Here is a 24,669-nt window from a genome sequence, read left to right on the forward strand (position 1 = left end):
CTTATAATTGCTCAAGTAATTCTAATTCTTTTTCTACAAATAGCATTAGTTCTTTAATTGTTTCACCAGAAAAATCAAAACGAATACCGGCTGCATCATACACGTCTTTTATAGATTGCGAGCTTCCTAGTGATAATGCCTTTTTATAATTTTCTAGCGCTTGCTTAGGATCCTCTTTATATTGTTTATACATTTGTAATGCACCAAGTTGGGCGATCGCATATTCAATATAATAAAATGGTACTTCAAAAATATGGAGTACAGGTAACCAACTCGTTGCTATCCAGTTTTCGTAGCCATCAATATGTATGACGCTAGACTGATAATGTTTTTGAAGTTGTAAGTATTTTTCATTTCTTTCTTTAGAAGTATGACTTGGATTTTCATACAGCCAGTGTTGAAATTGATCGACAATAAGCATAATAGGTAAATATGAAATAACATCTTTAAAGAAGTTAATTTTTGCTTGTTTTAAATCTTTTTTGTCTGTATAGAAGGTATCCCAATAATTAAGCGAGAATAACTCCATTGTCATACTGGCTAGCTCAGCTGTTTCAGCTGGAATTTCTATATACTGTCGTAATTTTAATGGTTTTATGAGTTCGTTATGAATACTATGACCCATTTCATGTATAAAAGTGACAATATCATCTTGTGTATAATTTAAGTTCATAAAAATATAAGATAATTGTGAAGCTGGTAAGTACTCACAAAAGCCACCAGCTGCTTTTCCTTTGCGGCTTGTTAAATCAAGACAATTGTGTTTATACATTCGGTTTAAAAGTGCTGAAAATTCAACATCTAGTTTATTAAAGATATGAGTGCTCTTTTCAATTAAATCATTTTCATTTGCAATAGGTTTAAGTACTTTTTGATCTGGAGTTACAGCTGATACATCCCACGGGCGAAGTGTATCCAATTGCAGTTTATCTTTTTTCTCTAGCAATATTTTATCTTTAAGAGGCACAACATACTTACGTATGGATTCAGCTAGTTCATAGCAATCTATCGCTGAATAATCAAAACGCTCGTATTTTTTGAACATATAATCGCGATAATTCTCTAGTTGAATATTTTTTGCTTTTTGATGGCGAATTTCAATTAATTGATTTAATATGTTTTGCAGTTCTTTTTCAACAGATAAAAATTGTTCAGAAATAATGGTTTTTGCCTTTTTACGGGTGTCACGATTCGAATCTTGTAAATAGGATTGTAATTCTGTTATCGTTTTTTCTTCTCCGTCCCAAATTCCACTTAATCCTCCAGTGATTTCAAAGTACTCTGTGACTAATTTGTCTTCCTTTATTTCTAATTCGATATTTTCCTCACAAAATAACTTTTGAGCATTTTTTATTTTTGTATCTAATAAACCATATACATTAGAATCTAATTCCATTCGAAAAGGTGACTCTAAATATTTATTATCCAATAAATTTTGGTATCGCTTTAAAAGTGGCTTTACAAATTGTTGATCATGTTCAAAAGTATCCTTTATTTCTTCATCATCCGTATTACATTGAAAGGCGATGTAATGTGATCTTAATTGTTCTTCGATGTCCCAAATTACTTTTGACTGCTCTTTTAACCAATTTTCAAGGTCTAGTTTTGAAGAAATCATTTTATTTAATAAAGTCGAAAGAGTTTTTTCCAATTGTAGTACATTACTAATATCAATCGTATTTACACGTTGCATTATATATCCCTCACTTTGTATTTATTCATAGAGATATTCTATTTATTAATTGTAATTCCCTTGTTAAGTGGGGTAAATGTGAAATAATGTTAAATTTAATAATTAAAGAAGGTATTTATATGTCAAAGTAAAAAGTTTATCGTAAATGAAAATATATGGAGGGGTGCTGCATGAGAAAGGGAAAGAAGTTACTTGTATTTTTATTTCCACTTGCTTTATTATGTGCCTGTGAGAATGACATTGAAGATGCTAAAAGTGAAGATTCTATAGTGATGGATATTGCCACAGCAGCGGTAAAGGAGGAATCTTTTTTTAGTGCTGCTATAAGAGATGAAAAAGAAAGAATATTAGATTTAGAGATTGCTGATAGCGAAGATAGTAACGAAATAAAAAATGATATTAATAAAAGATTGGTGATACAAGGTGTAACGTCTTATAAAATCAATATAACTCAAAGAAATAGAGAAGTTGTAAAGGCAGAGAGTAGATGGAATCAAGTTTTTGGACATATATTTGATGACGTATTCAGAAAAAATGGATATGAAGGGTTTGGTATTCAGCAAATAAATTATAAAAAGAATCAACCTGTTACCATTGATATAAAAACTAAGATTAGCGATGATGAAGTAGGGGCGAGAGAACTTGGACAGAAAATAGAAAAAGAAGTTGAAGTTGTACTTAAAACAGAAGCAGTAAAGAAATGGATTGAAAATGATTCATATGCTATTGGGATTTACGATATAGATGATCGGAAAATTAACTAATTGAGGAATGAATGCTATATGAATGAAAAATCGATATAATTAAATATAGAATTACTGAAGGAGGTGTAAGATGTATAAGTATTTACATATTTTAAACGACATAGAAAATATGATTAAAAATGGAGAAATAAGAGAAGGAAAGAAATTACCGTCTATACGGTCACTCGTTACGCAATATGAATGTAATAAGGCAACAGTTATACGTGCGCTTCATGAATTAGAAAAGCGTCACATTATATATTCTGTCCCTCAAAGTGGATACTACGTTGTTAAAAAATCAGAGAGTACTATAGAAAATAACGAGATAATTGATTTTGCCTCCTCAGCACCAGATCCAGATGTTTTTCCGTATTTAGATTTTCAACATTGTATTAATAAGGCTATTGATACGTATAAAAATGATTTGTTTGTATATGGAACGCCGAAAGGCTTACCATCTTTAATACCAGTTATTCAAAAACAACTAGCAAATTATCAAGTCTTTACAAAAGAAGAAAATATTTTTATAACATCAGGTGTTCAGCAGGCACTTGCTATATTAACTTCTATACCATTTCCGAATGGAAATGAAACTGTATTAATTGAACAACCAACATATCATCTATATATTGATTATCTAGAAATAAATAAAGTTCCTGTAATCGGTATTAAACGTACGAATGAAGGTATCGATTTGAATGAATTGGAGCAAATATTTCAAACCGGAAAAATAAAATTCTTCTATACGATACCGAGATATCATCATCCGCTTGGAACGTCTTATTCTAAAGATGAGAAAGAAAAAATCACACTATTGGCTAAGAGATACAATGTATTTATAGTGGAAGATGATTATTTAGCAGATTTAGAAACTGATTCAAAAGCAGATCCATTATATAGCTTGGATAATTGTAGTCATGTCATATATTTGAAAAGTTATTCGAAGATTATTTTTCCAGGTTTACGGGTTGGAGTTGCGGTCATTCCACCATCCATTGCAAATGCGTTCTATACATACAAAAAGATACTAGATATTGATAGTCCGATGATTTCTCAAGCGGCTTTAGAAATTTATATAAAGAGCGGTATGTTTGAACGTCATAAAAGTAAAATTAATTCTTCCTACTATAATAGATCAATAAAACTAGCAGAAACATTAGAAAAAGTGCAAAATGAAGATCCATCATTATTTACATATAATAGACAAAACACATTTGGAATACACACTTGTTTAGAAATGCAGAAAAACACAGTTACAGAAACACTTATACAAAAATTAGGTGGCAGGCAAATAAGTGTCGATACTATTGATAAGAATTATATGAGGAATTTTCCTAAAGAAAAACTGTTAAAGTTAAATGTTTCGAATGTAAAAGAAGATAAGATTGAAGAAGGTATTCGTAAAGTAATTGAGGAAATCAAGCAATCAGGGCGTTTAGATTTTCAATTTAAAAAAGAATAATACGTATAGGAAGGTTTATTGTGAGGCGAAAAATAATAACCTTGTTTGTAGCTATTGCCATAGTAATTGGAGCGTTGGTAGTTACGAAATATTATAAAGAAGATGATCAATGCATAGCAATTACTGAGTATTCAAAAGGTATTATCGTAGATTAAAATAACCGACCTATAGCAGATGTGAAAATTCAATTAAAAATAAAATGCATAGTATTTCACATGAAAAGGTGAATTTGAAATTGCGGATGGTGTTTGTGATGACATTTTGTTGCAATTAGTTACTCCAAATAACAGAGTCCACACAAGGAAATATGAAAGAGAACATATATCAAAAGTTATACAGTTGAATTATAAAAATGAGGCTGAATAAAATGAAACCATTACAAAGGGAAGTAACAATTGTGACTGGGGCAACAGATACGCTGGAAAAACAGTAGTAGCGTTAGAAAATGAACAAAATATTGGGAGTAATTATTTTGAGGAGAATGTTTTGAATCAAAATTAATATTTTTAAGAGCACTCTAGAGCCGAGTGCTCTATTTTTTATACTGTACACAAATAATGAACTTCTCTTAACTATCAAAATAGTTATTTGAAAAGCATTGGTAAAAATGAAATACAATCAAAAATAAAGTGGCAAATCCAACTCACCCAAACACTTTTTGAATTTTTCCATATATAATTTAGTGCTAATCTAACTGGGATTATAGTTATTAATAATTGCATTGGCACAAAACCGTAAGCTGGAATATGCCATAAAGCGAACAATAAACTACATATTATGGATGCTGTACTAAATTTCAATCCTAATTTTTGTAATGCAATAATTATATTAGTACAAATCAATTCTTCACCCATTAACATAAATGGTATACGGAATAAAATCATATAAATACTTATTACTTCAGCAACAGAATTTTTAGTTGCAGGTTCAAAAATGTAACTGAATATTAAACTGGAACCCATACCCACGATAATAGTTAAAGGCACACCCCAAAGTAAAGTTTTAAAACGAAAATGTTTAAATTGCTCTAATGATATTTTTCCTAAAAAATAGTATCCTATAATTCCACATAATACAAGGTTCCATAAAGCTTCAATAAGTATTCCTAACAATTGGGGTAGATTCCCCCCTAAATAAACCGCAAAAATTTGATATACAATCCCGGTAGTAATTAATAAACTAAAAGCCAAAAGAGATTTCGAAGCAATGTTTTTCTCAGTTTCCAAAATCTTTGTTTCCACAACAACCCCTTCTTTCTTATTTCTTGTTAATTATAAATATATAATAGCACATTAAAAACCTAAATAATGGTAAAAAAGATGGGTATTAAAATAATTTTTTTATCAGTAAATTCAATAGATAATAAAATCGATTGGTTTGAGTATGAACTGCTGAGAATTCAACGTTAAAAGATAAATTATAAAATTATGATTAGGAAATTGTTGTATTTATACATAGTCTTATACATTTTTAAAGTTTTGTTAAACTAATGTTAATATTTTACTGTTAGATGCTATCATTAAATTATAATTTATATTTTGAATAGGAGGGAGATCGAGTCTATGGCGGTACGTATAGTCGATGATTTACAACAATTATCATTGTTACTTATGTTTTTAAGTACATTCATATTTTACAGATACTTAAAGAAGGTTAAACGAGAGAGAAAATTGACTGGCTTTGAATGGACAATGTATTTTGTCACTCAATTTGCGACATTAATTTGGGCAATTACTTATTTTATTAAACACTTAGCTGAATCGTAAATACTAATCATTCAATTTAGTTTACTGTTATCTATTTGGGATATAAATATAGTCCGTATCTAAATCAATGACAACATTGCTTATGACGTCTTCTTGTAGTAACTTTGGAATTTTTTTGTAATGATAGCGTACACAAAATAAGCTTAGCAGATCCTCATTAGATATCTCTTCATTTTTTACATTTAAATACATCGTTATTAATTCGTTAATAGAACAGTTACGGCCAATAACATACTCGTTTATTCTATATCCATCAAATTCAATTATCATGTTATCACTGTTGGGTGCTAGCCAACGCTATAGCTTTAATTTTGGATGAATCTATTATACATTGTTTGAAATTTAGTGAGAATATATTTTTATAAAGTGAGAGGATATGAATGGAACAATATAAGTTAGTTTTAGAAGGTGCGAAACAACTTAAGTGGGAAACAAATGAAATTAAGGACATACAGGACGATGAAATTATCGTTAAAACAATCGCAGGATCGATAAGCATTGGGGCCGAGTTACCACAGTATAATGGATCCGATGTTACAGATCCGCATCCTTTTTATCCAAGAAAAACTGGATATGAAAGTTATGGTGAAGTGATTGAAGTTGGTAATCAAGTAACACATGTAAACGTAGGTGATAAAGTAGTTTCTTTTTATGGACATGAAACGATAGGGATAGTTAAGGCGCATAAAGTAATTCGAGTGCCTAGTTCTATACAACCTAAAATTGCTTTATTATCTATTCTTTCATGTGATGCCGCTAAAGGAGTATTGAAACTAAACCCGCGACAGGATGAAAAAGTACTTATAATTGGAATGGGAGTTATTGGTTTACTCGCTTGTTATTTCTTAAAATACTATGTAGGCATTGAGCACGTGGATGTTGTTGAGCCTAATAAAAATAGAAGAGATTTTGCAAAGAAGTTTGGTACGAAAAACATATATGATTCAGAAGAGAAAATAATAGAAACATATAATTATGGTTTCGAATGTTCTGCTACAAATAGTGGGTTCCATACTTTGCAAAAAGCTCTTAAAACTAATGGTAAAATATGTATACTGTCTGATGGTAATATAGAAGAACTAACATTAACTGCTAACTTTTATCAGAAAGAATTGCAAATTATTGGATCAAGTGACGGATACGATTATCAAAAACATGCAGATTGGTTTTTTGAAGAAATAGGAAAAACACCATTTATAGAGGAGATCTTTCAACATGAAATACATTATACTTCACTCATACAATGCTTTGATGAATTGAGTTTAGGGATAATTAAACCATTAAAAGTATATGTTTCATATGAATAACGAAAAAAATGAGCAAATATTTGTCACATACCTTACAAATGTTTCGTCACATTTATGATTATTAAATGAGGAGGAACATATATGAAAATATTTGTAGCAGGTGCAACTGGTGTAATAGGACGTTCTTTATTGCCAATGTTAATAAAAAATGGGCATACGGTGTTTGCGATGATTCGTAATACTTCGCAAGTAGAAGCAATGAAAAGGTTGGGTGCCATACCAGTAATAGCTGATGTACTTAATAGAGAGGCTGTATTTTCTGTATTAGAAGAAACAAATCCCGATGTAGTTATTCATCAATTAACGTCATTGTCATCATGGAATTTTGAGGATAATGCAAAAATTAGAACAAAAGGCACTCGTAACCTTGTCGATGCCGCTAAAAATGTAGGGGTACAGAAAATAATCGCTCAAAGTATTTCATGGGCGTATGAACCAGGGGATACATTTGCGACTGAAAAAGACTCACTACATATTACTGCTTCTATGCCTCGGCAAGTCACTGTTAATGGCATATTGAAATTAGAAAAAGCTGTTACTGAGTTACCTGAATCGGTTATACTTCGTTACGGCACATTATACGGACCAGGAACATGGTATGCGGAAAACGGATTAATAGCAAATCAAGTTCGTAATAATGAAATTATCGCATCAGACGGGATAAGCTCGTTTATACATGTTGAAGATGCTGCAAGAGCTACTATGCTATCCCTTAATTGGCCTTCAGGAATCGTAAATATTGTAGATAATTATCCAGCAACTAGTAAAGAATGGTTACCAATATATGCAGCAGCGATAGGGGCACATAAGCCTAAAGTTCAAGATGGGAAAAATAGTTGGGAAAGAGGAGCTTCCAATAATAAGGCACGTAAAGAGTATGGATGGACACCTTTATTTCCATCATGGTCTGAAGGATTTAACAATTTAATAGGTAAGTAAAACACACCTTTAATGGCAATGATAGTAAAATACACCATTAAAGGATTGGGTTATTATGAATATAATTTGGGAAGAAATTATTATATTAACTTTTACTGGAATAATTGTTTTGAAAATGACAGGTAGTACATCTGTGAGCCAAATGACAAGAGCTGAAATCATTATAGTTGTATCAATTGGCCGTATTATTGTAGAACCTGTATTAAGTAGAAAAGTAGTCCCATCTATATTCGCGGCTATCATATTTGCAAGCATATTACTTATCATTCATTTCTTTGAATTGAAATCAAGGAAGGTGGAACAATTTTTAAATGGAAGTAGCATTATAATTGTTGAAAACGGAGAGATTGTAAAAGAGAATTTGATGCAGGCAAAAATGTCGGAACAACAACTTTATATGCAATTAAGAGAAAAAGGGATTCATGACGTAAAGAGTTTACAGCAAGTTACAGCGGAACCGAATGGTCGTATTGGTTATCAATTAATAAAAGAAGCACAACCAATAACTTTAGAAATGTTAGAAAAAGTATTAGATCGGTACAATATAAAAAGATAATTTCTCGTGAGAAAAAGCCAATACTATAACGGAAGTATTGGCTTTTTTATTTTTCTACAAACGTAAGGATTAATAAAATAGGGTGGATTTTAAACCAATCATTATAATAGATATAGGCTTATAATTGTGCTATATTCAATGGACTTATAGTGAATGTGGTAAAAAACTAATTTGGCATAGGTAGACGCAGCGTTAAAATTTATAAGTTTTTCATGTGATACTAAAAATGGATTGAAAATAAGGAGATAGATACATAATGGAATTTTGGGAATCAAGTTTTATCGAAAAACAAACGATGTGGGGATTTGAACCTACAGAATCTGCAATTTTGACAAAAGATTTTTTTCTTGAAAAGAACGTTAAGAATATATTAGTTCCGGGTATTGGATATGGAAGAAATGCAAAGGTTTTTATCGATAATGGTATAAATGTAACAGGTATTGAAATTTCGAAAACAGCAATCGATTTAGCAAGAGAAAACGGACTAGAAGATGTTAGTATGTATCACGGTTCAGTAAACGAAATGCCTTTTGATAATAAACTGTATGATGGGATATTTAGTCATGCACTTCTTCATTTGTTGAATGAACAGGAAAGAGAGAAATTTATTGAAGATTGTTATAATCAGTTAAAACCAGGCGGATATATGGTTTTTACAACTGTTTCTAAAAAAGCTCCCATGTACGGAAAAGGAAAACAGTTGGATAAAGATTATTATGAGATAATGGACGGTGTAAAAATGTTCTTTTATGATTCTGAATCTATAAAAAAAGATTTTAATCAATATAGATTAGTACAAGTTTCGGAAATTGATGAACCAAATAAGAACATGGCAAATAAACCTTCAATCAATTTCTTAATGATAAAATGTAAGAAAGAACGATAACTAAAAGTTATTAAGAATGATTAAAGATGTTTATATATTGATTATGCACAAATAAAAAGGACAAGCATATAATATAAATACCTTTTAACTTTAAGTAACCTTAACTTTCGTTAATAGGGTATCTCAAAATCCCCAAAAGAGCACTTGCGGAAACAAGTGCTCTTTTATTTTTTGTTTCATAAATATTTATAGTTGCAAATTTCGTGCAATAAAAATAAATCTGAGAGAAATAATCATATCTTTATTATACGATTATTTCTGAACTACAAACGATATAGCATTTGTTTTTAATTGAATGTGTCTTTCATTTCGAACAATATCATAAGCTAATTCTTTTATTTCAACTTTTAGTTCTTTCCATTCTTTATAAATGCTTTTTAAAGTACTTATCATTTCTTCGGTTGAAAGATTAATTTCAATTAAAGCTTCTAATTCTTCATTCGTTATTGAATCAATTTCTTGTATGTTAGAGTTAATAATTAAACAATTAATACCGCCGTTTTTTGTACCTCTTTTCATAGAGTGGAGTACATTTTTAAAATCTTCTTCTGATCTGAAATGTTCTAAACTTGATACTGCAACGATATAATCATAAGCGTTAGAGTCAATATGATAGTTTTCAATTGCTGCTTCTTCTGTTTTTATAGCCTCGAATACATCATGTTCTTTGCTATAAATTTGTAGCTTTGTTAAAGCGGAATTAAGTAAATCAACACATGTAACGGTGCCGCTAGTATTTTTTATTTTTTTTGCAATTGGAATGCTATTTCTCCCAACGCCAGAGCCAAGGTCAAGTACTTGCAAGTTGTTTTGTCCGTCAAAGTGGTTCATCAAGTCCATAACCGTTTTAACTGGTTTGAAAAGCCAAGAGCCAGCTTCAAACAGTTTATATTGTTCATAGCAAAGGTCGTGATATTTCTTTTCTTCTTGTCTTATGTAATCGATACGGTTCACATTGTTTCAGCTCCAATATTTTTATTGCAAAATGAATAGGTGGGACAGCCTTTAACATTTGTTTGAATTCGAAAAATACCACCAGCATGTGGATACTCTTTTAATTCGTTATCACTCATTCTTGTTCTGGCTGTTGTAACATATAAATCTGTTAAATTAGGCCCACCAAATGTACATGATGTTACATATAACGCGGGAATTGGAATGCTTAATATTTGTTCTCCAGTAAAGGGATTCCATCTAGTTATTTTTGAACCTCCCCAATGTGCAATCCATAAACAACCTTCTTCGTCAATTGTCATACCATCAGGTAGACCATCATTTTCAGAGAAATTGATTACATCACTTGGATTATGAATGTCTCCAGTACGTATATTATATTGATAGCGAACCACTTTTTTAGTAGGTGTATCTATAAAGTAAAAGTATGTATGATCAGGTGACCAAGCAATTCCATTTGATGTATTTACATGTGAAACTTTTTTCTCTACACTTAAATTATGATGTAAACAATACAAGGAACCTGCAGCATTCATACCGTATGTATCTGTAGAACCTGCCCAGAAACGACCAGCTGGATCACATTTTCCATCATTGAAACGATTTTCTATTAAATGTGGTTCAGGGTCAAAAATATGTGTCAGTTTTTCTGTATTTACATTAATAGAATAAAAGCCGTTTTCCATAGCTAAGAGTAGTACATCCTCTAAATATGGAACAACACAGCCAATTTGTTGATTGAGAACAATTACTCGGTTCGTATTAGCGGTAGGATTATATATGCATAATTTTCTCTCCATAATATCAACCCAATATAAAAGTTGCTTTTTTCCATTCCAACATGGTCCTTCGGCTAAACTTGCTTTAGCATCTAAAACTAATTCTATATTACTGAACAAGATGTTCACCTCGCGTTATAAGATATTAATATAATTCGATAAGAATAGAGGTAAACCTTTTAGTCAAAGGATATTAAAATTTATACTGTAGAAAAATGACCTTCTCAAGTGATTAAAAAAGTGTATAAACAAGGAGAGGAAAATGCATATGATGTTTTATGAGATTGTTTGCTTTTCTTGTAAGAATATATTTCGTGTTTACGAAGGCAGTGAAAAATATAAGCGATTTAAAGAGAAACCAAAAGGGGCATATTGTTGTGATGAGTGTAGCCACAAAATTCAATTAGAAGCGATAAAGAATTTTTTTAGATAATTTTACGATTTCGATTCGGAAAAGTTTGACAATAAAAGTGTTATAAATTATCATATTAAAAAACTAATATTTAAGGCATAGAAGAGAAGAGTAGTTAAGAAAGAATACGTACAGAGAGCTCTGGTAGCTGAGAAAGAGCGGTATACATCTTAATGAAAAAAGACTTGGAGCTGCGCAAGGAACTAATTTATTTAGGGATGGTGCGACGGGTTCTCCCGTTATAGAGATAGGGTATAAGCATATTTTGCCGTACCTGAAGAGGTTAATATGGTGACATATTAACAAACTGAGGTGGTACCGCGAAGCTAACAACTCTCGTCCTCAAGATGAATAATCTTGGGGGTGGGAGTTTTTTTGTTGCATAAAACTGGAAATGAGAAACAAAAAATAATTGAGGTGAGTAATATATGCATTGGGCGTATGAAGTAGCACATGAATTAATTAGGAAACATCCAAATAAAGAAATGTTTGTTTGTGCATCTGGAATTAGTCCGTCAGGTTCTGTTCATATTGGGAACTTTCGTGAAATCGTAACGACTTATTTCGTAGTAAGAGCACTTCAAGATTTAGGGAAAAAGACTCGTTTTATATTTTCGTGGGATGATTATGATAGGTTTAGAAAAGTTCCAAAAAATATTGATCCATCTTTTGCAAAGTATATTGGTATGCCATACTGTGATATTCCAGATCCGTATGGATGTCATAACTCGTATGCGGAGCATTTTGAAAAAGAGTTTGAAAAATCGCTTCAAGCATTTGGAATTGAAGTAGAATTTATTTATCAACATGATGAATATAGAAGCGGAAGGTATAACAAAAATATATTAGAGGCCTTGTATAAACGAAAAGAAATATATGATATTTTAATGGGTTTTAAAACTAGAGAGTGTAGTGAAGAAGAGCGAGAGAGCTTTTATCCAGCTACATTATATTGTGAGAGATGCGGAAAAGATACAACAACTATTACACATTTTGATGAAGTATTAAAAACAGTCCGGTATGAATGTGAATGCGGAAATGAAAAAGAGTTATCCGTATTAAATACAAATAAAATGAAACTAAACTGGAAAATCGATTGGCCGATGAGATGGATGATAGAGGATGTTATTTTTGAACCGGGCGGTAGAGATCATTCATCAGAAACGGGTAGTTATAATGTATCAAAAGAAATTGCAAGGAAAATATTCAATCGAGAAGTGCCTCATTACGTTGCTTACGATTTTATTGGTATTAAAGGGAATCATGAAAAAATGTCTAGTTCTTCAGGGAATAGTATTACACCAAGCAATTTATTGAAAGTGTATATACCAGAAGTAATTCTCTTTATGTTTGCAAAATACAAACCAGGCGCTGCTTTTCATATTGGGTTGGATGAAGATGTGATTCGTAATTATACAGAGTATGAGCGATTGAAAGATAGTTATGAAAATAAAACGCTCAAAAATGAAGATTTATTTGATGCAATTAAAATCTCTAGAGTTGATAGTGAGATTAAAGAATATCCGAAATTTAATCAAGTAGCAGGAACGTTACCATTATTAAATTTTGATTCAACTATTTTACAGGGGATATTAAAGAAAATAGATAGGAGCTATGCATTAGATGAAATGAGAGCGATAAGTAATCGCGCAGAGTATTGGATAAGAAACTTTCAATCTGAAAAATTAATCGCGGTAAATGAGGAGAAAAATGCAGAGTTTTACTACACATTAGATGAAAGGCAGAAAGAATGGCTAGTAGAAGTTTGTAAAATACTTCGTTCTAATAAAGATTACTCTAACTTAATGGAGCAATTATATGGGATTTGTCATCATGAAAATAAAAAAATAATGAAAGAAAATCAAAAACAATTATTCACTATTATATATAAGCTCATTATGAATCAATCAAATGGTCCTCGTATACCATTATTAATACATGTAGTAGGCATAGAAAATTTCATCACACTATTAGATTTCTAAAACACAGTTAAAAGCAACGCAAGTACCAAAATTTCTAAGTACTTGCGTTGCAAATTTTACTATCGTGAATACATTTCGGACATTCATCACCACTTGGTTCATAAAAACAATGGCTTTTAAACTGTCCTACAAATGGCTGATTATACCATTCAGGCGGACAAGCTCCAACTGGACGGAAATACCAAAGAGCCCATCGTGCAGGCCAGCGCCATTGACCTTGTAAAACTTTTCGTGCGATTTCTTTTTCTGATTCACGAGCGCGTTGATAAAAATATCCATATTGTACTGCTTCAAATCCGCCGGGGCTTTGATATACAGCGTCTCGTACGGTACGGAGTTGTTTAAAATCTAAGCAATCACAAAATACACGGTTTACTACTACGCAGCCAACTAACTCCTCACCTTGGCGACCTTCGCCTTCAGCTTCAGCACGAATTAATCGAGCTAGTAAATCAACATCACTTTCGTTGTATGGAATAAGGGGCATAGTGATACCACCTTTCTGTTATAGTAAAGAGTGTATGTTATAAAACAATCTGCGTGCTTTTTTACATAAAAATAACATTTAATTTTAAGAGGAGCTTGTATAAAAAAAGCTAATTAGTAATAGTAGATAAATATAAAAGGGAGAGGTATTATGTATCGAATTCATAAAGACCATATCATTTACTCAATGTCACCAGAAAATAAGCCGTGTATGGAAGTAGAAATTGGGAGCAGTCTTGTATTTGAAACATATGATTGCTTTGAAAATCAAATCGATTCTGAAGATGTTGTGTTACAAGAATTAGATTGGAACCGAATTAATCCAGCGACTGGACCTGTATATGTTAAAGGAGCAGAACCTGGCGATATATTAGTCGTAACGATTGAAAAAATTGAAATTGCAGAGCAGGGCGTTTTAACTACAGGTGCAAACCTTGGTGTAATGGGTGATGAGTTAAATGAAAATACAGTGAAAATTGTCCCAATACATAATGAATATGTTTTGTTTTCAAGTGAACTACAAATCCCGATTAATCCAATGATTGGGGTAATTGGTACTGCACCGAAAGAAGAGAGCATTTCATGTGGCAAACCGCATGATCACGGCGGGAATATGGACTGTAAAGAAATTAAAGAAGGAACAACATTACTACTACCAGTTAATGTCCCAGGAGCACTATTAGCATTAGGTGATTTACACGCAGCAATGGGTGATGGTGAAATTGGTGTTAGTGGTGTAGAGGTTGCTGGTGAGGTAACGGTAACAGTTCAAATTATAAAAGGAAAACAATGGCCATTACCAATGGCTATTCAAAAAGAAAAAATGATGACGATTGCTTCAGAGAAATTGTTAGATGATGCAGCAAATCGTGCTGTACGTAATATGGTGACATTTTTACATGAAGAATTAGCAATGTCTAAAGCTGATGCAACGCTTTTATTATCGGCAGTAGGTAATTTAAAAGTTTGCCAAGTTGTGGATCCGCTGAAAACAGCGCGTATGGAACTAGGAATGGATTATGTGGAGAAACTAGGATTTACTTTTAGTAAATTTCACATTAAATAGATAAGGGACGAAAAAGGATACTTTTGTATAAAAGCATCCTTTTTTTAATTTACTGATTTTGTGAAAAGAGGTAGTATTTATTTTATATAAGTATATTTGAGATTGTGGATTAAAAAGGAGTTCAATAATGGTCAAAATTATGATTGTAGAAGTCGATATGAAAATTGCAGAACTATTATCGACACATGTTGCGAAATATGGTTATCAAGGAGTTATTGTATCGGACTTTCAAAATGTATTAAACATTTTTTTAGAAGAACAACCAGAGTTAGTTTTATTAGATATTAATTTACCGAGTTTTGATGGGTACTTTTGGTGTCGTCAAATTCGGGGAGTTTCAACATGTCCGATACTATTCATTTCGGCCCGTGAAGGCACGATGGATCAAGTTATGGCGTTAGAAAACGGTGGCGATGATTTTATTCCGAAGCCTTTTCATTATGAAGTTGTAGTGGCGAAAATTCGTAGTCATTTAAGACGTGCATATGGAGATTATGCACCGAAATTAGAAGAACGAATGATTGAACAACAAGGTCTTTGTTTATATCCTGAAAGACTTGTATTGAAACTTAGAAATGACGAGATTGATATAACGAGAAACGAAGCCATTTTATTAGAGACATTAATGAAAAATTATCCGCGTGTTGTGAGTAGAGAAGTGTTACTTAATAAATTATGGGATAGTGAATCTTATGTTGATGATAATACATTAAGTGTAAATACAACACGTGTGCGTAAAAAGTTACAAACGTTGCATATAGAAGGTGCGATTGAAACGATTCGTAGTGTTGGATATAGATTTCATATTACTTGGGATAATGGTATAGAAAAATGATAAGGTTGTTTATACGTGATCATATACCACTTATTTGCTTTACCATAATTCAACTACTAGCTATATTTCTCGTATATTGGTTTGATGGGCATAATCATATTACAACGGCGTTATATGCAATGTTTCTAGGTGTTTTCTTTATGGGAAGTTATTTAGTGTTTCGTTATTTTACACATCGTTCTTTTTATGAGCGCCTAGCAAACCCGATGCAATCTTTGGATGAATCTGTTCAAAAATCTGATTTTGCAGCTGTATCGGCTGCTCTTCAAGAACTACTTGAGGTGCAATATCGACATTATCAAAATCAGCTGCAAATGCAAGAGAGAAAAAATAATGACCATTTAACCTTTATGAATCAGTGGATTCATCAAATGAAAACACCTTTATCTGTAATAGAATTAATTACACAGGATGAAGTAGATTCACGTTTTGAAAGTATAAATGAGGAAACTGATCGATTAAAAAAGGGATTAGAAATGGCTCTGTATGTCGCACGTTTAGAAGCATTTACACAAGATTTTTATGTAGAAAGAGTACAACTACATAAAATAGTGAATGATTCGGTACATGAGCATAAACGTTTCTTTATCCGAAATTTTGTATATCCAGAGCTTGAAATTGATAAGGACATTACTGTAGAAAGTGATGCGAAATGGTTACAATTTTTAATCGGACAAATACTATCGAATGCGATTAAATATTCATCAGGTAGTAGAGAGAAAATTAAAGTGAAAGCTTGTAAGGAAGGTAATAATGTTATACTTGAAATTGCTGATAATGGTGTAGGTATACCGAAGCAAGATTTACCAAGAGTATTCAAACCTTTCTTTACAGGAGAAAACGGTAGAGATTTTAAAGAATCAACTGGAATGGGGCTATATCTCGTATATGAAATTACGAAGCAATTAGGACATAGTGTAGAAATCTATTCAGAAGTTGGTAAAGGTACCGTTGTACGTATTATATTTTTTAATGTGTAAAATGACTCAGGCTAAAGAACTTTTGAAATAAGTTTTTTAGCCTTACTTTATATGGATTAAATGAAATGATATACAAGACTGGTATGATTCTAATAAAAGGTCGTGTAAGTATGTGTAATGACACAATAATAAATAAGGCTGTTAAATGAGAGGGATTTAATAATTTATTAATATATAAATAGTTTATTGTAAGAAAAAAGCTCGCCCTTTAAAAGAGCTAGCTTTATGAATTTTAATTAAGTAAACAAACTTAATAATTTATATCCAATTAATCCCAAAATAGTGATAGGAATCATCATTAAGAAAGAAGAAATTCGATGAGCATTAGAGCGTTCTAATACAAGAATCAAGATAATCCCGACTATGACTTCGGTATATCCAACAGGTAACATGTGACTATAGTCTTCAAAATTTAAAAGAATGTGAAGTCCATCTGTTACAAAAACTCCACTAATAAGTGAGCTTCCGAATTTATGAAGTGGATTTGTAGTATCTTTCCATAGAAAACCTGCAATTCCAAAGATAGTTCCTCCTATACATGCACATACAATCCATACAGATATAAAATAAATAGAGTGAGCTATATTTTTAATAACTATTGCATAACCATAGTAGCCTAATACCATTCCGAATAGTGCAAGGATACCAGAAAGTATAGCTGTACGCTTAGAATAACTAAAGCTAGCCACAAAAAAGGATGGAACTAACCAAACGCTTCCTAGATTAGCTAATGAATTCCAATGTCCAGGAAGTATACTTTGCCCCAATTTAGTTAGTATACCAACAATTATCCCTACTATAATCGGGATGAGAAAAATCATTAAAAACATATTTAACTTTGTGATTTTTAATGTCCTGTCCATAAAATCAATCCTTACATTATTATTTTCTGTAAAGATATAATAGCTTATCACAAGGGAATAATCTTTAAAAATTTATCGAAAAACAATAAGTGGTTATTGGATAACGAATAACATTTTGTTTTTATATAAAATTTATATAAGAGAGAGTGCTTAGAAGTTTACTACTGGGGAAATCTAAAGGACGTATTACAATCAATGTAATTTGTGCTTGTTCAATATGAAGCTAAGAAATGATAAATAAGCCTAAAAGAAAGCGATCTTTTTAACAGCACAAATAATTGCATTTACTCATACAGTACTAGTATGGTACAATATGGTTATTAATGACGGAAAGGAATGATGGGTGGACGATGATTAACTAATCTTATTTTTAAATGTTGAAATTCAATAAATTTCAATTTCTAAAAAATAGGATTAGTCTGCCCAATTCCAAACAACGGTATTGCTATTTATATTGCGCAATAGCTTATTTGGGTATAAATAATGTAATGACTAATCCTGCCAAATTTATTTGGGAGGATTTTTTTATTCTCCCTTAATGAAAGGGATCGATATTTATGAAAGAACTATTAAAATTAAATGATGTTTATGTTGAAATAAAAGAAAATATGTTGTTAGAGAAAATGAATGTGACAGTAAAACAAGGGGATGTTATCGGATTAATCGGTAAAAATGGTGCTGGTAAATCAACGTTACTTCAATTAATAAACGGGAAGATTGAACCTTCAAAAGGTACTGTTGAATGGATGCAAATGAATATGACAACAGCATATGTTGAGCAAGAAATAGAATCTTTTATTAGTAATGATGTAATTGCAAAAGAAGCAGAACTTCTTGCGAAATGGGGCGTGCCAACGAACGATTTTCATACTTTAAGTGGTGGTGAAAAGCTGAAAATTCGATTAGCAAAAGGATTTGCTGAAAATCCTAATGTCTTAATATTAGACGAACCGACAAATCATTTAGATGAGATCAGTACGGGATTTCTCATTAAACAAATAAAAAACATGAAAGGTACAGTTATCGTTGTATCGCATGATCGATATTTTTTAGATGTTGTCGCAACAAAGATATGGTCAATTGAGGACAAAAAATTAATTGAGCATAGTGGTAATTATACGAGCTACATGAAAGCACGTGAGCAAAAAAGAAAGTCGCAGCAGCGTGAATATGAAAAGCAGCAAAAAAAGATAGAACAAGTAGAAACACATATAAAAGAATTGAGTTCATGGTCACAAAAGGCACACGCGCAGTCTACAAAACAAGAAGGTGTGAAAGAATTCTATCGTGTAAAAGCGAAGCGAATGGATGCACAAGTGAAGTCAAAACGAAAACGACTTGAAAAAGAGCTGGAGAAAGCGAAAGTAGAACGTGTGAAAGAAGAGTATTCAGTTGAGTTTTCTATTCAAGCGAACAAAAAAGTAGGAAAACGTTTTTTAGAAGTGAAGCAATTAAAAAAAGACTTTCATGGGAAAGTATTATTTGAAAACGTTAATTTTACAATTCAGCACGGTGAGAAAGTTGCGATTGTTGGACCAAACGGTAGTGGGAAAACAACATTACTGAAGATGATTATGGGAACGGAAACTGCTGAAGGAGAAATATGGATTTCACCATCTGCAAACATCGGCTATTTAACACAAGAAGTTTTTGATTTACCGCTTGATAAAACACCAGAAAATTTATTTTTTAAAGAGACGTTTGAAGAAAGAGGAAAAGTCCAAAATTTAATGAAACATTTAGGGTTCCAAGCTTCTCAATGGAAAGAGCCGATTGAGCATATGAGTATGGGAGAAAGAGTAAAATGTAAGCTAATGGCTTATATTTTAGATGAAAAAGATGTACTCATTTTAGACGAACCGACGAATCACTTGGATCTACCTTCACGTGAACAACTTGAAAATACATTAGCTGAGTATAACGGAACATTAGTAATTGTATCTCACGATCGATATTTTTTGGAGAAAACAACTAACACAAAACTCGTGTTTTCAAACAATACGATACAAAAGCAGCTAGAAGAACCTACGAAAACAAGAGATGATATTGAAGAGCTACGTTTAACGTTAGAAACAGAGAGACAAGAAGTACTAGGGAAATTAAGCTTTTTAACTTCTAACGACAAAGAATATAAAGCACTGGATGAACGGTTTATGGAACTTACGAAGCAGATTAAGGAGCTTTAATGTAAGTAAGGGGGATTAACATGGATGAAGAGAGATTCACTAAGTTATTTAAAATAGATTGTGGAGATATATACCTACAAGAGTTTACGGTCAAAGATGCAGAGAGTATTTATAACATATCCAATCAACCGGAAATAGAAAAATTTTTACCGGACTGGAAATCGATGAAAGAACAAAGGGTTAATTGGGTTGTAAATTATGAAATACCAGAAAATAAAGCGTTTCTTCATGCAGTGAGAACTACGACTAACATAGATGATCACATATTAAGACTAGGAATATTTAAGAAAACCACAAATGAATTTATTGGATGGTGCTGCACAGGTATGAAAGAAGAACTCTCTTCACCAAACAGAGAGATAATGTATGCTATCTCAAATGAACATCAAAATCATGGCTATGCTACAAAAGCGACTAAAGGTTTAATTGACTTTTTGTTTAAAGAAACAAATTTAAATGTCCTTAACGCAATTGCTTTAATTAACAATGTAGCATCAAATAAAGTTATTGAAAAATGCGGGTTTATTTATAAGAGCCAACAGAGGATAGAAAATCAAATATATAATCATTATATATTGAGAAAATCTGAGTGGATAAAAATATAACGTTGGGTAGTAAAAGACCGATAGCAATCGGTCTTTTACTCATTTATATAATAAAGATTTATTATACATTGTATTTCCTACTACTATACAATTATTATAAGATAGTTATGCGCTAATTTTAGTTTGAAAATAGTTTTATTATCAGTTTTTTTAGAAAACTTACAAGCGTGTAAGATAAATGAAAGACGAATCAATATGAGCTGTAAGACAATTCATTTACACTCTGTTATGAGACGTGCAAATGAAGGGAGAATATACATGGAAATTTTACATGCAAAAAGTATTAGTAAAGTATATAAAGGGAAAATACCTTATAAAGCATTAGTTGATATTGATTTATCAATTCAAGAAGGTGAATTTGTAGGGATTATGGGGCCATCTGGTAGTGGAAAAACAACGTTATTAAATATGGTATCTACTATTGATTCTCCATCATCGGGAGAAATTTTAATAAATGGTACAAATCCTTTCCAATTATCATCAGAAGATTTAGCGTTATTCCGCAGAAAACAATTAGGATTTGTTTTTCAATCATTTAATCTTCTTAGCACACTTACTGTAAAAGAAAACATCGTATTGCCGATGACTTTAGATGGTGTTTCCGTCCGAGAAATGAATAAACGAGTGGAAGAGATTGCAGAGAAGTTAAACATTACTGATATATTGAGTAAAAGAACATTTGAAATATCAGGGGGACAAGCTCAAAGAACAGCAATCGCTCGTGCGATCGTTCATAAGCCGCAATTATTACTTGCAGATGAACCAACAGGGAACTTGGACTCTAAATCTTCAAATGATGTAATGGAGATGCTTGATACTCTTAATAAAGAAGAAAAAGCAACGATGATGTTAGTTACACATGATCCGTATGCTGCGAGTTTTTGCAGTAGAGTAGTATTTATTAAAGATGGTCAACTATATAACGAAATTTATTGTGGTGAAAGCAGACAAGCCTTTTATCAAAAGATTATGGATGTTCTTTCTTTGTTAGGAGGGAAAAGGCATGACTTTTCGTCAGTTCGCATTTAATAATATTTTTCGTAATAAGCGTACATATGCTGCCCATTTTTTAAGTAGTGCATTTTCTATTATGATTTTCTTTACGTATGCTCTTTTATTATTTCATCCTGATTTACAAGGTGAGTTGAAATCGACAAGTGCAACAATAAGTGCATTTGGTACATTGGGATTTTCAGTTTCGCAAGGATTGATTTTTGTATTTTCATTTTTCTTCATTTTATATTCAGTTAGTTCGTTTTTAAAGACGCGTAAGAAAGAATTTGGCGTTTTAATGATGCAAGGTATGTCAATGAGACAGCTTAAGAAATTATTATTAATTGAAAATATGTTGATTGGACTTGGTTCAATTTGTATAGGGATTTTCATTGGACTCATATTTTCTAAACTAGTCTTATTGATAAGTGCAAGTGTATTAATGATTAATAATGGTTTACCTTTTTATATACCAGTGCGGGCTGTATTATTAACAGTTATCACATTTCTTTTCTTGTTTTTAATTGTTTCATTATTTACATTTAAAATGATAAAAGTAACGGAACTTGTGGAACTTATTCGAGCAGAGGAAAAGCCAAAACCTGAACCGAAATCTTCAGTTTTATTATCGCTACTTTCTTTAATTAGTATAGGATATGGATATTTTTCAGTATTTCGCTTCATACCAAGTACTAATTTTATTACGCTTGGAATAGGTGTGCTCCTAGTAATTATAGGAACGTATTTTTTATATACACAGTGTAGTGTTTATATATTGCACCTTGCTAAAAGGAGAGAAACTTTCTTTTTAAAGAGAACAAATATACTAACATTTTCAGAATTAATTTATCGTATGAAAGATAATGCAACAATGTTTTTTATAGTATCTATTATATCAGCAGTTGCTTTTACAGCAATTGGCACGACAGCTGCTCTTGGAAATAAAGATTTAGTAAGGATGACGAATCCGTATACATTACTATACATGGCTCCTGAAAACAACAAAATAGCGGATAAACATCTCTCTATTATAAAAAACCATCTGGCTGATGCTAATATTCCGTATCGAATGGCTTCATCTTCATATATATATACAGAAAGTAATGTATATGTAATGAAATTAAGTGAATATAACGAACTTGCGAGAGCACTAGGGTATCAACAAGAAACGATTGAAAAAGAAGATGAAATGTTATTAATTCCTGGAATGGTATCACAAAAACAAGAATTTAAAAATGGTGATTATAAGAAGAATATTGAAGTCATTCAAGGCGATTGGACAAAGACATTTCATGTGAAAAAAACTGTCGATAATTTAGTTTTGCCACATGATACGAAAGGGATATATATTGCTATTCAAGATCATGTATATGATGGAATTCCACTGAATAGTGGTCCAGATAATGAAGATATTATTCAATATCGTACTTACGGATTTGTTGTAGATGATTGGATAAAAACGAAAGAGGTTTCAAACCAATTAAATAATATATTTGATCAAGAACCTAGAGATATACATTTTGAATTTAGAGCACTAACAATAGAGTTGTTAAGTGCAAAACAAACGAATGGGTTATTACTTATGGCTAGTGTTTTAGTCGGAATCGTTTTCTTCACATTTGCTGCTAGTTTTATTTATTTCCGATTATATACTGATTTGAATCGTGATCAACAGCAGTATAAAATGATTTCGAAAATGGGGTTAAGTAAACGGGAGCTAAAGAAAGTTGTAACGAGACAGTTATTATTAATGTTTTTCTTACCAATTGTCGTTGCAGTAATACATACTGTAGTCGCTTATATGGCATTACAACAATTAGTCGATTTTTCTATTCTAAATAGCTCTATCGTCATTTTAATTTCATTTATATGTATACAAGTTTTATATTTCTTTATAACTCGTTGGCGTTATTTACAAAAGCTTCATAAGACAATGGAACAATAGAGAAAATCAGCAAGTAAGATTGCAGAAAAGCATGTAAAAAAACAATTTGAAGTTATGGAAGGAACTGTGATGAAAAAACAATTATCTATTTTCATATTAAGTATATTATTGTTATTAAGTGTAAGTGCATGTTCTAAAAACGAAAACAGATTTCCAGCTAACGGTGTGTTAATCATTGGAGATGAGAATCATACTGGAGCAATTATGAATCGTTATAAGGAAAACACGAAAGAACAGGAAGCTTTTGCAGTGAAAACAGGTAGATTTGACCAAAAAAGGGTTCTGATAATAAATGAATCTACTGCACAAGCGATGATGAATGCAAAGCTTTTTCGTAAACGTGATCAAGCATCCCTTTCTAAAACGTTAGATACGTTGCCGAATTTTCCAAAAGAAAGTTCCCTATTATTTATAAATGAAGAAGAAAAGAATATAAAAAGTATTGAAATAGAAGGAAACAAGATACCTGTTACATATGGTAGTGATGCTTGGCTTGGCAATAAACGTGACTATGGAGCACTATGGTATATCGTTGTGGCGAAAAATAGTGTGTATAAAGAAATAAAAGCAAATGAAACGAATATGCAACTTCTACACTTTAAAAAGTCATTAGGTGATGAAAACCCTAAAATATCGACAGATAATACGTTGATTAATGAAAAAGTAAAAGTAAGAAAGTTAATTGAAGGTTATAGAGATGAGGTATCAATTCAGTTTGTAACGATTGGAGAAAAATCTTAAAAAAGAGCTCGAGGTTGATGGATACTTTATCAACCTCGAGCTCTTTTTAATACCGTTTAAATAACTTACATTACTTCATTTAATCGAGTCTCACTCGTTTCCTCAATCCCATTTGAATTTTGAACTGAATTATTTTGGGCTTCTTTTTCTTTACGAGCCTTTTGTAGCATTTCAAGTATAATCCATAAAGGAACACCTTTATCTTTTAGCATCTTCCATAAATCTAATTCATTAAATTTATGCTCAGGCTGTTTCATTTCTTTTTCAGATAAACGAATATCAAACTTGATAGGATCATTTATTTTCTTACTTTCAAGTTTAGTAGAAGAGATAGTATTATGCTCAAGATGAGATGGAGTTATTTTAGTAGGTTGAGACAATGTATGAATATTTGATCCGATTTGCATGATTTTTCCTCCTTTTCAAGCAATGAGATTAGTTTTCTTATGGTTTTTAAATCTTTTTAACATGAGGAAACTATATCTAATTA

Annotated in this window: 25 protein-coding genes, 1 pseudogene and 1 other annotated feature; of the genes and pseudogenes, 18 read left to right on the forward strand and 8 right to left on the reverse strand. The window is 31.6% G+C overall.

Annotation, left to right across the window (positions count from 1 at the left end):
* Position 1: 1 nt before the first annotated feature.
* Positions 2-1,693 carry a M3 family oligoendopeptidase gene (locus BC_RS12625; protein WP_001190028.1) on the reverse strand — a complete coding sequence of 564 codons (1,692 nt, stop codon included), beginning with the start codon at positions 1,691-1,693 and terminating at the stop codon, positions 2-4.
* Positions 1,694-1,863: 170 nt separating this feature from the next.
* Here BC_RS12625 and BC_RS12630 point away from each other — a divergent pair, with 170 nt between their 5' ends.
* The 3 genes and pseudogenes from BC_RS12630 (at position 1,864) to BC_RS28035 (ending at position 4,264) form a co-directional block, all read left to right on the forward strand.
* On the forward strand, positions 1,864-2,457 hold the full coding sequence (locus tag BC_RS12630) for a DUF4030 domain-containing protein (RefSeq protein WP_001225383.1): 594 nt from the start codon (positions 1,864-1,866) through the stop codon (positions 2,455-2,457).
* 70 nt (positions 2,458-2,527) lie between these two features.
* Complete coding sequence (locus tag BC_RS12635) at positions 2,528-3,898, forward strand: PLP-dependent aminotransferase family protein (RefSeq protein ID WP_000280110.1); 1,371 nt, start codon at positions 2,528-2,530, stop codon at positions 3,896-3,898.
* Between the two features lie 20 nt (positions 3,899-3,918).
* Positions 3,919-4,264: pseudogene (locus BC_RS28035) on the forward strand (carboxypeptidase regulatory-like domain-containing protein).
* A 218-nt stretch (positions 4,265-4,482) separates the two neighbouring features.
* On the opposite strand, the gene BC_RS12640 reads toward BC_RS28035, so the two are convergent.
* Positions 4,483-5,139, reverse strand: a complete 657-nt coding sequence (locus BC_RS12640; protein ID WP_000448287.1) for a CPBP family intramembrane glutamic endopeptidase — start codon at positions 5,137-5,139, stop codon at positions 4,483-4,485.
* Positions 5,140-5,460: 321 nt separating this feature from the next.
* On the opposite strand from BC_RS12640, the gene BC_RS12645 reads away from it, so the two are divergent.
* Entirely contained in the window at positions 5,461-5,664 is a 204-nt protein-coding gene (locus BC_RS12645) for a hypothetical protein (RefSeq protein ID WP_000290886.1), read from the forward strand.
* Positions 5,665-5,691: 27 nt separating this feature from the next.
* On the opposite strand, the gene BC_RS12650 is transcribed toward BC_RS12645, so the two are convergent.
* Positions 5,692-5,934 carry a hypothetical protein gene (locus BC_RS12650; protein ID WP_002195526.1) on the reverse strand — a complete coding sequence of 81 codons (243 nt, stop codon included), beginning with the start codon at positions 5,932-5,934 and terminating at the stop codon, positions 5,692-5,694.
* A gap of 110 nt (positions 5,935-6,044) precedes the next feature.
* Here BC_RS12650 and BC_RS12655 point away from each other — a divergent pair, with 110 nt between their 5' ends.
* The 4 genes from BC_RS12655 (at position 6,045) to BC_RS12670 (ending at position 9,352) form a co-directional block, all read left to right on the forward strand.
* Entirely contained in the window at positions 6,045-6,971 is a 927-nt protein-coding gene (locus tag BC_RS12655) for a zinc-binding dehydrogenase (protein WP_000438854.1), read from the forward strand.
* 81 nt (positions 6,972-7,052) lie between these two features.
* Positions 7,053-7,910 carry an NAD-dependent epimerase/dehydratase family protein gene (locus BC_RS12660; RefSeq protein WP_000689435.1) on the forward strand — a complete coding sequence of 286 codons (858 nt, stop codon included), beginning with the start codon at positions 7,053-7,055 and terminating at the stop codon, positions 7,908-7,910.
* A gap of 55 nt (positions 7,911-7,965) precedes the next feature.
* Complete coding sequence (locus tag BC_RS12665) at positions 7,966-8,466, forward strand: DUF421 domain-containing protein (RefSeq protein ID WP_001021692.1); 501 nt, start codon at positions 7,966-7,968, stop codon at positions 8,464-8,466.
* 256 nt (positions 8,467-8,722) lie between these two features.
* The gene (locus BC_RS12670) at positions 8,723-9,352 is read left to right on the forward strand and encodes a class I SAM-dependent methyltransferase (protein ID WP_000397610.1); all 630 of its coding nucleotides are present in this window, start codon (positions 8,723-8,725) and stop codon (positions 9,350-9,352) included.
* Between the two features lie 252 nt (positions 9,353-9,604).
* Here BC_RS12670 and BC_RS12675 read toward each other — a convergent pair whose 3' ends face one another.
* Both BC_RS12675 and BC_RS12680 read right to left on the reverse strand, forming a co-directional pair.
* Entirely contained in the window at positions 9,605-10,306 is a 702-nt protein-coding gene (locus BC_RS12675) for a class I SAM-dependent methyltransferase (RefSeq protein WP_001079448.1), read from the reverse strand.
* Positions 10,303-11,205, reverse strand: a complete 903-nt coding sequence (locus BC_RS12680; RefSeq protein ID WP_000492432.1) for an SMP-30/gluconolactonase/LRE family protein — start codon at positions 11,203-11,205, stop codon at positions 10,303-10,305. The genes BC_RS12675 and BC_RS12680 overlap by 4 nt, the downstream gene beginning before the upstream one ends.
* A 142-nt stretch (positions 11,206-11,347) precedes the next feature.
* On the opposite strand from BC_RS12680, the gene BC_RS12685 reads away from it, so the two are divergent.
* On the forward strand, positions 11,348-11,518 hold the full coding sequence (locus BC_RS12685; RefSeq protein ID WP_000551042.1) for a DUF2197 domain-containing protein: 171 nt from the start codon (positions 11,348-11,350) through the stop codon (positions 11,516-11,518).
* A 69-nt stretch (positions 11,519-11,587) separates the two neighbouring features.
* Positions 11,588-11,844: a binding site (T-box leader), on the forward strand.
* Between the two features lie 81 nt (positions 11,845-11,925).
* On the forward strand, positions 11,926-13,479 hold the full coding sequence (gene lysS / locus BC_RS12690; protein ID WP_000558598.1) for a lysine--tRNA ligase: 1,554 nt from the start codon (positions 11,926-11,928) through the stop codon (positions 13,477-13,479).
* Positions 13,480-13,513: 34 nt separating this feature from the next.
* Here lysS and BC_RS12695 read toward each other — a convergent pair whose 3' ends face one another.
* On the reverse strand, positions 13,514-13,966 hold the full coding sequence (locus BC_RS12695) for a cell wall hydrolase (RefSeq protein WP_001128401.1): 453 nt from the start codon (positions 13,964-13,966) through the stop codon (positions 13,514-13,516).
* 150 nt (positions 13,967-14,116) lie between these two features.
* On the opposite strand from BC_RS12695, the gene BC_RS12700 reads away from it, so the two are divergent.
* The 3 genes from BC_RS12700 (at position 14,117) to BC_RS12710 (ending at position 16,846) form a co-directional block, all read left to right on the forward strand.
* On the forward strand, positions 14,117-15,031 hold the full coding sequence (locus BC_RS12700) for an acetamidase/formamidase family protein (protein WP_000285667.1): 915 nt from the start codon (positions 14,117-14,119) through the stop codon (positions 15,029-15,031).
* Between the two features lie 127 nt (positions 15,032-15,158).
* Positions 15,159-15,866, forward strand: a complete 708-nt coding sequence (locus tag BC_RS12705) for a response regulator transcription factor (protein WP_000239010.1) — start codon at positions 15,159-15,161, stop codon at positions 15,864-15,866.
* Positions 15,863-16,846: a sensor histidine kinase gene (locus BC_RS12710; RefSeq protein WP_002183605.1), complete on the forward strand. Its 984-nt coding sequence runs from the start codon at positions 15,863-15,865 to the stop codon at positions 16,844-16,846. The genes BC_RS12705 and BC_RS12710 overlap by 4 nt, the downstream gene beginning before the upstream one ends.
* 236 nt (positions 16,847-17,082) lie before the next feature.
* Here the strand turns inward: BC_RS12710 and BC_RS12715 are convergent, their stop codons facing one another.
* The gene (locus BC_RS12715) at positions 17,083-17,709 is read right to left on the reverse strand and encodes a DUF6518 family protein (RefSeq protein WP_000376264.1); all 627 of its coding nucleotides are present in this window, start codon (positions 17,707-17,709) and stop codon (positions 17,083-17,085) included.
* A gap of 557 nt (positions 17,710-18,266) precedes the next feature.
* Here BC_RS12715 and abc-f point away from each other — a divergent pair.
* The 5 genes from abc-f to BC_RS12740 all read left to right on the forward strand — a co-directional run bounded on the left by abc-f (position 18,267) and on the right by BC_RS12740 (position 24,179).
* On the forward strand, positions 18,267-19,895 hold the full coding sequence (gene abc-f, locus BC_RS12720; protein ID WP_000661373.1) for a ribosomal protection-like ABC-F family protein: 1,629 nt from the start codon (positions 18,267-18,269) through the stop codon (positions 19,893-19,895).
* Positions 19,896-19,915: 20 nt separating this feature from the next.
* Complete coding sequence (locus BC_RS12725) at positions 19,916-20,500, forward strand: GNAT family N-acetyltransferase (RefSeq protein ID WP_000343078.1); 585 nt, start codon at positions 19,916-19,918, stop codon at positions 20,498-20,500.
* A 258-nt stretch (positions 20,501-20,758) separates the two neighbouring features.
* A complete protein-coding gene (locus BC_RS12730; RefSeq protein ID WP_000404266.1) occupies positions 20,759-21,529 on the forward strand; it encodes an ABC transporter ATP-binding protein in 771 nt (256 codons plus the stop codon).
* Positions 21,504-23,438: an ABC transporter permease gene (locus tag BC_RS12735; protein ID WP_000144161.1), complete on the forward strand. Its 1,935-nt coding sequence runs from the start codon at positions 21,504-21,506 to the stop codon at positions 23,436-23,438. The genes BC_RS12730 and BC_RS12735 overlap by 26 nt, the downstream gene beginning before the upstream one ends.
* 69 nt (positions 23,439-23,507) lie before the next feature.
* Positions 23,508-24,179, forward strand: coding sequence for a lipoprotein BA_5634 family protein (locus tag BC_RS12740; RefSeq protein ID WP_000744466.1), 672 nt, complete (start codon positions 23,508-23,510; stop codon positions 24,177-24,179).
* A 65-nt stretch (positions 24,180-24,244) separates the two neighbouring features.
* Here the strand turns inward: BC_RS12740 and BC_RS12745 are convergent, their stop codons facing one another.
* Complete coding sequence (locus BC_RS12745) at positions 24,245-24,586, reverse strand: DUF3914 domain-containing protein (RefSeq protein ID WP_001165491.1); 342 nt, start codon at positions 24,584-24,586, stop codon at positions 24,245-24,247.
* Positions 24,587-24,669 lie beyond the last annotated feature (83 nt).

Source organism: Bacillus cereus ATCC 14579 (assembly GCF_000007825.1).
GTDB lineage: Bacteria > Bacillota > Bacilli > Bacillales > Bacillaceae_G > Bacillus_A > Bacillus_A cereus.